This is a genomic window from Pseudomonas sp. F01002 (genome assembly GCF_004402115.1).
Classification (GTDB): domain Bacteria; phylum Pseudomonadota; class Gammaproteobacteria; order Pseudomonadales; family Pseudomonadaceae; genus Aquipseudomonas; species Aquipseudomonas frigoris.
On the sequence record NZ_SOPU01000020.1, the window covers coordinates 41,340 to 52,128 of the forward strand.

The following is a 10,789-nucleotide window of genomic DNA, read 5'->3' on the forward strand; positions in this document are numbered from 1 at the left end:
TGTCCGTGAAAGAATTAACGGTGTTCGAGGGCCGAGGGCAGTGCCTCGACCGGCTCGTCGGATGCGTGAACGGGAAAACGCCAGGCACAGGGCAATGCCAGCAGGATGAGGATGCCGGTGGCCAAGAAGACCTCGCTGATCGCCCCCGAGCTGGCCATCGAAACCACCCCGCCCCCGGTCTCGGCAGTCAGGCGGAATTCCAGCCACAGGGAGGCAATCACGATGGCCAGCGACGAAACGAGACGACGGGAAATGTTGTTCATCGCCGCGCCTTGAGTGACCATCGGTTCAGGCAGCGCATCGAGCCCGGCGGTGGTGATGGGGATATAGGACAGGCCCAGCCCGGCGCCGCGGACCATCATCAGAAAAAACACCACACCGATTGAAGCGCCAGCCCCCAGCATGCCCAATCCCAGGGTGGCGCCCCCGGTCAGTAGCAGCCCCCAGAGCACCACCCCGCGAGGGCCGTGTCGGTCCAGCCACTTACCGCCGAGATGCCCGAACAGGCTGGCGAACATCGCCGTGCACAGCAGGGACAGGCCGGTCCAGATAGCGCTGTAGCCCATCACCACTTGCACCAGCAGCGGTAGCAGCACCAGGCATTCGAACATGCCGACCGACTGCACCACCGCGATGATCACGCTCAAGCGATAACCGCGCAGGGCAAAGATCCGCAGGTTGAGCAACGGCGCGGTTCGGTTCAGTTCCAGTCGTACAAACGCAACCAGACACAGAATGGCCGCCAGCAGCATGCCAAGGTTGAGCGGATCAGTGAGGGCTTCGGCATGGCGCAGACGGCCAACGGCAATCATCAGCAGACCGATGCCCGTCGCGATCAACAGGTAACCCGCCAGGTCGAAAGGTTTGCGTTCCGATGCTTCAGAAGCCGGCAAAACGCCGACGCCCAGGATCAGCGCCAGCAGGCCAATCGGCACATTCATCAGGAACAGCGAGCGCCAACTGAACCACTCCAGCATCAGGCTCCCGCACAAGGGCCCCAATGCCGGCGCCAGCATGACCGCCGCGCCCCACAGGCCGGTGACCCTGCCCCGCTCGCCCTTGGCGTACACCGAAAAAATGATCGCCAGCGACAGCGGAATCATCAGCCCGCTGGCGATCCCTTGCACCACGCGCGCGGCAATCACCAGCGCGATGGAGTTGGCCAGCACTCCCAGCAGCGAACCGCAGACAAACAACGCCACGCCCCACAAATACAGGGATTTGCGCCCCACCCGCTGGCTGAGAAAACTGGTGAGTGGCATGGTCATGCCCATGCTCACCATGAACGCAGCAACAATCCAGGTGGCCAACAGCGGACCGATCTGAAAGGCCTCCATGAATGCCGGCAACGCCGGATTCAGCGAGCTGTTGTTCAGGCTGACCGTCAGCGTGCCCAACAACACATTGACCACCACCAACCAGCGCGGCACGGCAAACGTCAATCCCACGGGGCGACTCCGGCATCGTGCAGGAACACCTGCGGTGGTCGCGGATGACAGAGGAAGTCGGCATGGGAGATGTTGTAGCCATAGGCACCGGCCAGGGGCAGCACCAGCATGTCGCCGACTTCGACGCCAGTCAGCGGGCAATCGCGGCTCAGCACATCCTTGGGCGTGCAGAGCTGCCCCACGACGGTCCAGTTCTGTTGTGTCGCCGCTGACGTTAAGCGATGCCGGGGCAGATGAATGATCGGGTGATCATGTCCCTGGGCAACCGGCAAACGGAACTGATGGGTACCGCCCCGACAGACCAGGAAGTGCTTGCCGTGACTGGTTTTCTTGTCCAGCACTTCAATGGCGTAATAGCCGCAGAAGGCGCTGATGAAACGACCGGGCTCAAAACGCACGATGGGCGCATCGGCACAGGCTGCCAGGCTTTGCCCCAAATGCGTACACAAACGCTGCCAATCGAATTGCTGCGGCCCAAGGTAATTAACGCCGATGCCACCGCCCACATTGAGGTGAGTGATCGCAGCAGGATCGGCCGACAACGCCTTCCATTGCGGCCAGCGCTGCAGGTACAGATCGAGCAATTGTTCATGGCGCTCCACCAGCGACTGATGGGACATCGCATGCACATGGAAACCCTTGAGCCGCAGGTGGCTGGCGTTATCGACCCAACTGACCGCCTGAGCCAGTTCCGACTCATCGATCCCGAACGGCGTGGCCGTGCCGGCCATCGCCAGTTTGCTGGAGAGCGGCGAAGGCAGTTCGGGGTTGATCCGCAGCAAGACGTCTTGCACGCGCCCCGCTTCCAGTGCCAGCCGTTGCAGGCGGACGATTTCATTCAGGCTTTCGATATGAATCGCTTCGACCTGATGTTGCAGCGCCGAACGCAGATCGGAGTCCAGTTTGCCGGGGCCGGAGAAGATGAACGGCTTGCGCGTCGGGCAGGCCTGGAGACGATCGATCTCGCCGCCGGAGGAAATCTCGAACCCGTGCACCAACGGCGCCACGGCGGCAAGGATTTGCGGTTCGCTGTTAGCCTTGATCGCGTAGTAAAGCTCTACGCCTTCGGGCAGGGCCGCCATCACCTGCGCCACGTGCTGTTTCAGCGCATCCAGGTCATAGATGAACAGCGCCAGCGGGTCTTCGTGTTGCGCGCGGGCTTCGTCGATAGCGGCCACGACCGCTGCGGGCAGCTTATCCATGTTTGGCCTCCTTGCCCCACGGGGACACCAGACTGACGTAGCTGGCCTGGCGATCGGCCTTGGCGGCCAGACGGACTTTCAGGTTGGTTTTGCAGGCAATCGGCTGACCGGCGATCAGCGCATCCAACTCCGGCGCAGCGCGGGTCAATTCGGCGCGGATGCTGATCAATTGCTGCTCCACCCGTTGCCACATCAGCGGCGCCAGGTGCGGACGTTCCCAGCTCAGGGCCAGCACAGCCTCGGACAAGTTGTTGACGAACAGGCAATAGACGATGCGATTCCAGCCTTGCTGGCGGGAATAGAGCAGCGACTCACGCACCCGTGGATGAACATCTGCGTCGATCCGGTAAGCACCCAGTTCGTCGGTCAGTTTGACCCCTTCGAAATCCCGCAGGAGCAAGCGTTGTGGACGACCGTTGTCATGCACCAGCACGCTGTTTTGCAAGTGCGGCTCCATCACGATGCCGTGGTTGAAGAACAGCGCCAGCACCGGCCGTAGCAGCAGCGCCTGATAGTCGTCGAACCAGCTCAACAGCTGTTGATCGTCGATGTCATTGCCGTTGAACCGGCTCAGGAACTCATGCACCAAGGGCGGTAAATGCAGGCCACGAGCGAACAACGTACCGGCCATGATGCTGCAGTCGGTGCCGGTGTCGAGGCAGAAGTTCTCCCGCAGGATCGCCCCGGTCTGTTCGCGGAACCAGTGGTTATCGGCTTCGCTGGCCTGTTGCGGCGCCCAGCTCAGATTGCCCGGCTCGGCCACCACCGAAAGCCCGCCAAGGGTTTCGGGCCGGGTCAGTTGGAGGTTACGAAAGACTCGGTCGATCATCAGTGCGCTTTCCAGTTCGTACCAGGCGTTTTTCCTGACGCAGTTGGTGATGCGCACGTTCAGCGAGCCCTTGATGAAGAACTCATGGCCCTCGATGTACCAGGTTCGGATGGACGCCGTGGGGTTGGCCATCAGCCCTGTGGCGCCAAGATCGACGATGGCCGCGGATTTCAACAAACGCTGAACCCGGCCATCCTGCATGAACAGCTGAGCCTGAACCGGGTGCATGCAGATAACCGCGTGCCCCGGCCGCGCCTGCGCTTGATCGGCAAAACCGGCCAGCACTTGGGCTTTGCTCAGGCCGTTGGCCCCGACGCTCAATCCTTCCAGCGGCACCTCGAACAGGTGCAACGGCGTGCGGGCCTGGAACTCCGGGGCATAGGTTTCCTGGGCCAGATGAGCGGGCCACAGGCGCGCCTTGGGTGCCGGGTGGTTCGGATGACCGAACCACAAACCCTGCTCGCTGGCGAGGTAACCGCTGAGCGGTGCCGGGTGCTGGCCGTCCATGTTGTGGCCGACGATGGCCGCGGTCAGCAACTGGCTTTGCAACACCTGATCCAGCAACTCGTCGTTGCTGGCGCGGGTCATCTGTTCGCACGCCGTGAGCAACTGCTCGACGAACTCGGTAAACCTCAGGCACGACCAGTCGCCTTCGCCACGCCGGGCATAAACGTCCGACAGGTAACGGTGACTGCCGAGACCATCACGGCGGTCCACCATTACAAAGAACTGCTGCTGGTTGGGCAGCTTGATGGTCAGCGGAATGCCCTTCCATTCCAGGCCCTCGAGGTAACTGCCCGGGGCGATACCTTGCATCTGCGTCGGCCAACTGTAACTGAGGCAGTTTTCCGGCAAGGCAAACTCTTTGATCAAACAATTAAGCAACGCACGCGTCGTCGCCAACTCACTGACCATATTCGATAAAACACTGCGATCTGGATGATTCATGGGTGCTCCACAGTAGCCCGCGAGGCCACTGGACACGTTATATGGCGAAAAAATTAGTTGCTGATCGACCTGTTTAACAGCCGACGAAACCCCACGTAACGACATCACTTCACTGAACCTTTTTTAAACAATCAGACGACCATCAAAGTTACTTACAGCAACCTCATCAAACTGCAATTCGGCGGACTGCTAAAGCAACTACGATTGATTAATTCAACGGCGCAACTGCAATAACGCGGCAGCCATCGCGTTATCAAAACGCTGGATCACTTGCTGGCATTGTTCATCGTCGATAATCAAGGGTGGCAACAAGCGGATGATATTGCCCTTACGCCCGCCGCGCTCAAGCAACAGGCCTTGTTTGAAGCACTGTTGCTGGATGGCCGCGGCCAGCGCCGGGTCCATCGGGAAATGCCCGTGGCGATCAGCCGGCTGGCGCTCGTCGACGATCTCGATGCCCAGCATCAGGCCGCGACCGCGCACCTGGCCGAGGGCCGGATAATGCGCCTGCAACTCGACCAGTCGGTCCTTGAGCCACTGGCCCTGGCGCTCGGCCTGGGCGGCGAGGTTTTGTTGCTGCAGCACCTGCAACGTGGCCAGCCCGGCGGCCATGGCCATCTGGTTGCCGCGGAAGGTGCCGGCGTGGTTGCCTGGCTCCCAGGCGTCGAATTCACGACGGATGCCCAGCACTGCCATGGGCAAACCGCCACCGACCGCTTTGGACATGACGATCAGGTCCGGCTCGATGTAGGCGTGTTCGAAGGCAAACATCTTGCCGGTGCGGGCGAAACCGGTCTGCACTTCGTCGAGGATCAGCAGGATGCCGTGCTTGCGCGTCACCTCGCGGATCGCCCGCAGCCAGCTCGCCGGGGCACAGTTGACCCCGCCCTCACCCTGCACCGCTTCAAGGATCACCGCCGCCGGCAGTGACACGCCGCTTTCGACGTCTTCGATGAACTGGGTGAAATAGTGGGTCAAGGCCTCGACCCCGGCCTCACCGCCAATGCCCAGCGGGCAACGGTATTCGTGGGGGTACGGCATGAACTGCACCCCGGGCATCAGGCTGGCGATGGCATTTTTCGGCGCGGTGTTGCCGGTCAGGGCCAGGGCGCCGTGGGTCATGCCATGGTAGGCCCCGGAGAAACTGATGATGTTGTTGCGCCCGGTGTAGGTCTTGGCCAGTTTCAGCGCGGCCTCCACCGCATCCGCCCCGGACGGCCCGCAAAATTGCAGGCAGTAATCACGGCCCTGGTTCGGCAACAGGCTGAGCAAGGTTTCGCTGAAAGCGTCCTTGACCGCGGTGGTCAAGTCCAGGGTATGCATCGGCAGGCCTGAGGCGAGGAAACTGTCGAGGCTGGCCATGACGGCCAGATGATTGTGCCCCAGGGCCAAAGTACCGGCGCCAGCCAGGCAGTCGAGGTAAGTATTGTCGACATCGGTCACCCAGAGCCCGTGCGCCTTGGCGATGGCCAGCGGCAACTTGCGTGGATAACTACGGACATTAGATTCGAACTTGCTTTGTCGAGCCAAATAGTCGGCATTGGTTTTTTGCAAAGGATTAGAGTGCAATACGCCATCATTCAACATCGCTTCACCCTCGTTAAATTCGATATGCAACTTATTCTCATTAACAAGTTGTTGCAACTAATTCTTACAACCGATTTGGAAATTTACATATAGCGAATTGAACTACTTTAAAAACCATCAGACACGCAAAAAACCAAGTTAATAAACCTGGTATGAACTCCGGAAGTGCCATGATCTAGCCATGATCTTTTAATGCAACTGACAACTTCGGTATAGGCTACCGACAGATAGCGACTTATACGCAAGTGTCTTGAATGTTCATTAACTGAGGGGGTGCATATGTCCTTCCTCTATACGAATCAGGTCATGGTCCAACGATGGCGCCCCGATCCCTGAGGCGCACGACACGGGTGGATCAGAAGTCAACGGTCGCCGAAAGGAGGTAGGTGCGCGGGGTCGACAGCGTCAAGCCAGGCTCGCTGTCATCCGAGGCCCCGGCCGAACTCCAGTAGCGCTTGTCCGCCACGTTCTCGACATTGGCACGCAGGGTGATGTTCTTTTCCTCGACCTTGAACGCATAGCGTGCGCCCACATCGAAACGCTCCCAGGAGTCGATTTCCTTGTTGTTGGACTGGTCCAGGTACTGCGAGCTGGAATAAATGCCGCGGCTGGTCAAGGTCAGGCCCTGTACAGTCGGCACGTCCCACTCGGCGCCCAGGTTGACGTTGTATTTCGGCGTGGCCGGTGCCCGGTTGCCGTCGAAGGTGCCATTGGTGGTGTTACTCAATTCGCTGTCGATGTACATGACACCGCCGAGCAGACGGAAACCATCCAGCGGTTCACCGAACACGCTCAGTTCCACACCCGTGTTCTCACGCTTGCCGTTCGGGCCGAAGACGCGCGTCGTGGCGTTGGTCTCGTAAGCCGGCTGCTTGATCCGGAACACGGCGGCGGTGACGGCGAACGCACCGGCGTCATACTTGGCACCGACCTCGACCTGGCGGCTGATGAACGGCGGGAAGATCTCGTCCTCGTTCACCGAGGTCGACGGTGCGATCTTGCCCTGGCTCAGGCCTTCCATGTAGTTGGCATACAGCGACAACTTATCGGTGGCCTTGAACAGGATGCCGCCCGACGGAGAAACCTTTTCCTCATTGTAGGCGGTGTCGCCTCTGACGTTATCGGTCCAGTCGTCAACCTTCACGCGCTGCCAGCGGGCGCCAAGGGTCAGCAGCAGCCGGTCATCGAAGAAACCCAGGGTGTCGGACAGCGCCACACCGGTGGAGCGGTTTTCGGTGTAGACCTTCGAATCCTGTCGCGTGGGTCTAACAGGCGTTGGTGTTACCACGGGGTTGTAGAGGTTGCTGTTGGCCGCAGCATAACGGGCGCCGCCATTTTCGAAGTCCATGTAGTAATAGCTGGCAGCCAGGTTGACTTCATGGCTCACCGGGCCGGTATGGAACCAGTTGCGCACCCCCGCCGTAGCCGTCCGGACATTTTCGTCACGGGTGAAGTCACGGGGTAGAACGCTGAAATTGCCAGCGTTGTTGGTAACCGAAACGGCATGACGGAGAAAGTCATGGTTACTTTTGCGCGCGCCCACACCGCCGTACAGCATCACGGAATCGCTGACATCGAATTCGCCGTTCACCATGCCGAAAGTGTCGTTGGTACTCGCCTTGCTCCAGGGCTGCGCATAGTTGCGGCGCACATCGCTGGCATGCGGAACCTGCGCGTTAGGGCCAACCTGTACGCGCTCCTGCGGGGCGTCGGTATCACGCTCGGTGCGCCCGATGTCCGTCGAAAGCCGCAGACGATCACCGCGAAAATCCAGGCCCAGCACGGCCATCTCGCGGTCGACATTCTGGTGATCCCATTCGGTGTCGCCGGATTGCTTCACGCCGTTGAAACGAAGGCCAAACTTATTGTCTTCACCGAAGCGCCGGCCGACATCCACGGCACCGCCGACCTGGTTGTCGGACGCGTAGCTGCCGGTGAACGAAGTGATGGGCTTGTCGGTCGCGCGCTTGGGCACCACGTTGATCCCGCCACCCACGCTGCCCCGCGGCGAGATGCCGTTGATGAGCTGGCTCGGGCCTTTGAGGACGTCGACGCGGTCGGCCATCTCCATGTCGATCGTATAGGTCGGCAGGACGCCGTAGAGACCGTTGTAGGCAACATCACTATTGAACAGGCTCAACCCTCGAATGGTGAACTGCTCATAGCGCCCACCCGCCGGGTTGGTGGCGCGAACCGAAGGATCGTTGGCAATCAGGTCACCCAAGGTACGCGCCTGCTGGTTTTTGACCACCTCGCTGGTGTAGGTGGTCATGCTGAACGGCGTTTCCATAAAGTCTTTCGAGCCCAGCAGGCCCTGTGAACCGCGGCGCGCGACCTGGCCGCCGGCATACGGATCGCCGTGCTCCGAGTCAATGGCACCGAGAATCGAGGTGGCGCCCAGTTGCAGGCTGCCGCCTTCTGGCGCCGGGGTCAGGATGTACGCCTCTTCGCCTACCGGCTGCAGTTGCAGACCTGAACCCTGCAACAGTCGGGCAAAGCCCTCCTCCACCGCGTACTCGCCGGAAAGTCCAGGGCTGGTGCGACTGCCCACCAGTGCCGGGTCCACTGACAGATTGACCCCGGCCAGCCCGGCGAAACGGGTCAGCGCTGCGCTGAGGCTTCCTGCCGGCACCTGGTAACTGCGTCGAGGCGCGTCTTCGGCCCAACCGGCAGTGATGAACAACGGACAGGCACTCAGACTCAGCAACAGACTCAAGTGCAACAACGGGCGCAGCCTGGAAGAACCCAGACGCGTACTGCAGGGCATCACTACGGGCATTGAGAATCTCTCTGATTTCGTTTCACTTGCCTTGAATGACAAGCGACGCGAAAAAAGGGGACAGGCCTCAGACACTATTTTTGCGCGGCAGTAACGTGACCCAGTAGCGGGTTCGCCTATGCACCTCCAGCGGCAGGCTGGCCGCCAACAATGTCAGGATGCGATCGGTGTCTTCCAGACGGAAACTGCCGGTGACGCGCAGGGATTCGAGTTGCGGTTCCCAGCGCAACAATCCCGGACGATAGGTGCTGAGTTCGCGCAGAAAATCGCCCAGGGGCTGGTTCTGTGCCATCAACACGCCGTCGCGCCAGCCTGGGGCAAGCACATCGAAAGGCTCTACGGCGCCCGCGCCCATCGCCTGAAGGCTGACTTGCTGGCCCGCGCGCAATGAAAAGACCGGCCCGCGCAAAGGCTGCAACTGCACCGCGCCTTTAAGCACTGACACCTTGCACCCCGCCTGCCCCTGACGAACGCACACTTCGCTCTGACTGACGACCACTTGCCCGAAGTGCGTCTGGATCGTCAGTGGCGATGTGCCGGGCACATTCAGCGCTATTTCGCCTTCCACGAGTCTCAGCCGGCGGTTCTTCAGGTCGATATCGACGGCACTCGCGGTGTTCAATTGCAGCGAGCTGCCATCGGCCAACTGGACCTTTTTGCCCTCCCCGGTCGCGGTTCGCAGGTCAGCGCGCCAGACATCCAGAGGTAGCTGCCGACTGATCAGCCAAGCAGTTGGCACCAGCGCCACCGCCCCGACGGCGCGCTTGAGCACCGTGCGCCGACTCGTCTGCGGCCGATCCAGGCTGGCCATAGCCAGTGCTGACGGCAGGTCGGCAAAGCGTTGGCGCAAGAGTTGGGCTTTCTGCCAGGCCTGTTCGTGGCTGGGATGGCTGTCACGCCAGTGCTGCAGATTGGCACGATCGCGTTCATTGGCGGCGCCTGATTCCATGAGCGCCAGCCATTGAGCGGCAGCCCGCACGACTTGCCGGGCTTCAGCCGAAGGCGCCGAACCGATCACAAATCCACCAGCAAGCAATGCTCATAGGCTTGCGCCATGTAGCGCTTGATCGTGCGCTCCGAGACTTGCAGGCGTTCGGCAATTTCGTGATAACCCAAGCCTTCCAACTGGCTCCAGAGAAACGCCCGTCGCACCGCGGTCGGCAATCCATCGAGCAATTCATCCAGGGCTTGCAGGGTTTCCAGCAGCAACCAACGTTGCTCGGGGGATGGCACGCAGTCCTCGGGCAGCAGAGCCAAGGCGTCGAGGTAGGCCTGCTCCAGGCTGCGGCGCTTATAGAAGTTGGTGAGCAGTCGCTTGCCGACTGTCGCCAGATAGGCGCGGGGTTCTTGCAGGTCAGCGATGTGCTGGGAGCTGGCGAGTAAACGCACGAACGTATCCTGGCTCAAGTCCGCCGCATCATGGCCATTGCTCATGCGTCGCCTCAACCAGCTTTCGAGCCAGCCACGATGGTCGCGGTACAGGTCGTGGAAAGTTTGCGCCGCCGGCATCGCTGCATCACTCATCTAAAGGAACCCTGCGCGAAGAAATATTTTAAATGCGACTCATTCTAATTAGTATTGAGACTTCAAACCAAGCGCTTTGTGCGTTTTGCCCCCAGGAAAACCTTGAATACGCGGATGAAAGACTGGTGTTTCTGCCACGCAGCTACCGGTTAATCAGGGCTGAGCGTTATTAAGGGAAATCGTCGAGAGGAGTAAGAATTCGACACACGGCCGCATTTGGCTGGCAGATGCGAATACCCATGGTTGCGGAGAGCAGGAGAGAAAAGCCAAATCGCAGACACAAAAAACCCCGGTCTTTCGACCAGGGTCTTTGCTATCGACTCGAAGTAGACACTGGCTTTACCAGCAGCTTTCTTCGTAGCTCCAAGGCGTTCAGTGGGCCTTGAGGCAGATATGGCGCAGCGGACGGGACTCGAACCCGCGACCCCCGGCGTGACAGGCCGGTATTCTAACCGACTGAACTACCGCTGCG

Annotated in this window: 7 protein-coding genes and 1 tRNA gene; all 8 read right to left on the reverse strand. The window is 60.4% G+C overall.

The genetic code is table 11. From position 1 onward, the window contains the following. Window positions 1-14: 14 nt before the first annotated feature. The 8 genes from E3W21_RS17885 to E3W21_RS17920 all read right to left on the reverse strand — a co-directional run bounded on the left by E3W21_RS17885 (window position 15) and on the right by E3W21_RS17920 (window position 10,788). Window positions 15-1,442 (reverse strand): DHA2 family efflux MFS transporter permease subunit, encoded by a 1,428-nt coding sequence (locus E3W21_RS17885; RefSeq protein ID WP_134421335.1) that lies wholly within the window; start codon window positions 1,440-1,442, stop codon window positions 15-17. Continuing rightward, on the reverse strand, window positions 1,439-2,650 hold the full coding sequence (locus E3W21_RS17890; protein WP_134421308.1) for a type III PLP-dependent enzyme: 1,212 nt from the start codon (window positions 2,648-2,650) through the stop codon (window positions 1,439-1,441). The genes E3W21_RS17885 and E3W21_RS17890 overlap by 4 nt, the downstream gene beginning before the upstream one ends. Then, entirely contained in the window at window positions 2,643-4,427 is a 1,785-nt protein-coding gene (locus tag E3W21_RS17895) for an IucA/IucC family siderophore biosynthesis protein (protein ID WP_134421309.1), read from the reverse strand. The genes E3W21_RS17890 and E3W21_RS17895 overlap by 8 nt, the downstream gene beginning before the upstream one ends. Window positions 4,428-4,640: 213 nt before the next feature. Then, window positions 4,641-6,014 (reverse strand): diaminobutyrate--2-oxoglutarate transaminase, encoded by a 1,374-nt coding sequence (locus E3W21_RS17900; RefSeq protein ID WP_134421336.1) that lies wholly within the window; start codon window positions 6,012-6,014, stop codon window positions 4,641-4,643. 355 nt (window positions 6,015-6,369) lie between these two features. Next, the gene (locus E3W21_RS17905; RefSeq protein ID WP_134421310.1) at window positions 6,370-8,793 is read right to left on the reverse strand and encodes a TonB-dependent receptor; all 2,424 of its coding nucleotides are present in this window, start codon (window positions 8,791-8,793) and stop codon (window positions 6,370-6,372) included. Window positions 8,794-8,860: 67 nt separating this feature from the next. Continuing rightward, window positions 8,861-9,811, reverse strand: coding sequence for a FecR domain-containing protein (locus E3W21_RS17910; RefSeq protein ID WP_134421311.1), 951 nt, complete (start codon window positions 9,809-9,811; stop codon window positions 8,861-8,863). Beyond that, window positions 9,808-10,317: a sigma-70 family RNA polymerase sigma factor gene (locus E3W21_RS17915; RefSeq protein WP_134421312.1), complete on the reverse strand. Its 510-nt coding sequence runs from the start codon at window positions 10,315-10,317 to the stop codon at window positions 9,808-9,810. Before E3W21_RS17915 ends, E3W21_RS17910 begins: the two co-directional genes overlap by 4 nt. A 394-nt stretch (window positions 10,318-10,711) precedes the next feature. Then, window positions 10,712-10,788 (reverse strand) — tRNA-Asp (locus E3W21_RS17920). Window position 10,789 lies beyond the last annotated feature (1 nt).

Bases quoted from the DNA above. Each gene is read 5' to 3' on its own strand.
- E3W21_RS17890 (WP_134421308.1), bottom strand. From the start codon at position 2,650: ATGGATAAGCTGCCCGCAGCGGTCGTGGCCGCTATCGACGAAGCCCGC.
- E3W21_RS17895 (WP_134421309.1), bottom strand. From the start codon at position 4,427: ATGAATCATCCAGATCGCAGTGTTTTATCGAATATGGTCAGTGAGTTG.
- E3W21_RS17900 (WP_134421336.1), bottom strand. From the start codon at position 6,014: ATGTTGAATGATGGCGTATTGCACTCTAATCCTTTGCAAAAAACCAAT.
- E3W21_RS17905 (WP_134421310.1), bottom strand. From the start codon at position 8,793: ATGCCCGTAGTGATGCCCTGCAGTACGCGTCTGGGTTCTTCCAGGCTG.
- E3W21_RS17915 (WP_134421312.1), bottom strand. From the start codon at position 10,317: ATGAGTGATGCAGCGATGCCGGCGGCGCAAACTTTCCACGACCTGTAC.